Consider the following 1,131-nt stretch of genomic DNA (forward strand, 5'->3'; position numbering starts at 1 on the left):
GAACATGCTTGAACAATTAGCCCATCTAGTTCTTCCCAAAGAAATACTAGACAATTTCGATATCGTCAAGATAGAAACAGATGAGTCTGATATTGACGCAATGAGTCTGACCATCCATCTAGACGAGCGTATGAATGCTTATCTCCAAAAATCTGAGGAGTATGAATCCAAAGGGTTTATGGATGCTGTACGCATAACTGATTTTCCGATTCGTGACCATAAGGTAATTCTTGTACTTCGTCGTCGTAGATGGAAAAACAAGGAAACTGGAGAGACATTTGTCGACCGTATTAGTGTTACCGAATCAGGAACCCGCTACTCGAAAGAGTTTGCGTTTTTTTTAAAAGAGACGTATGGACATATCCCCGACGACCTGCCGTACGCTTGAGCAATACTACCATGTAAACTCCAATACATTGGATAAACAATACAAGGATGTCTTGAGTGACTATCGTACCTGGTCAGAACTAGAACATGCCGATGAATGGCTTGTCTTTCCAGACAACGTAGGTCGTAATTTGGCAATAGACGAGACCTCTATGTCTAACGGTGAATTGCGCACAATCGTCACAAACAGGGACAGACACGGAAAAGATCAATGTCTGGTTGCAATTGTCAAAGGTGTTAAGTCAGAGGACGTTATCAATGCCTTGAAGCATATACCAGAAGCACTTCTGAATATGGTTGAGGAGGTTACATTAGATTTGTCAGACTCCATGAGAAAGATTGTTCGCACATGCTTTCCTAAAGCAATGAGAGTAATAGACAGGTTTCACATACAGAAGCTTGCTTGCGATGCAGTGCAGGAAATGCGCATTAAGCATCGTTGGGATGCTATACAAGAGGCTAATGACGACATGGAGAATGCAAAACTTGAAGGACGCGAATATGTGCCTTTTCGATATGAGAACGGAGATACGAGAAAGGAATTGCTAGCAAGGAGTAGGTATCTTCTTTTCAAATCAGGAGAGAAATGGACACTGTCACAAAGCAAGAGAGCAGAGATTCTATTTAGAGAATATCCAGATTTGAAAACAGCATATGGACTCTCGCATTCTTTGAGAATGATTTTCTCAAAAAATACTATTAAGGATGCTGCAAGACTTTCTATGGCTAAATGGTACAATAAAG

General features: G+C 40.8%; 2 protein-coding genes. Both read left to right on the forward strand.

Features of this window, described 5'->3' with window-relative positions; translation table 11 throughout:
* The first annotated feature begins 4 nt into the window (after window positions 1-4).
* Window positions 5-388, forward strand: a complete 384-nt coding sequence (locus I6E38_RS14845; RefSeq protein WP_235394708.1) for an ISAon1 family transposase N-terminal region protein — start codon at window positions 5-7, stop codon at window positions 386-388.
* Window positions 354-1,131 (forward strand): ISAon1 family transposase (locus tag I6E38_RS14850; RefSeq protein WP_235394707.1); only part of this gene is annotated, 778 nt, incomplete at its 3' end. The genes I6E38_RS14845 and I6E38_RS14850, both read left to right, overlap by 35 nt.

This window comes from Leyella stercorea (assembly GCF_021531355.1).
Classification (GTDB): domain Bacteria; phylum Bacteroidota; class Bacteroidia; order Bacteroidales; family Bacteroidaceae; genus Prevotella.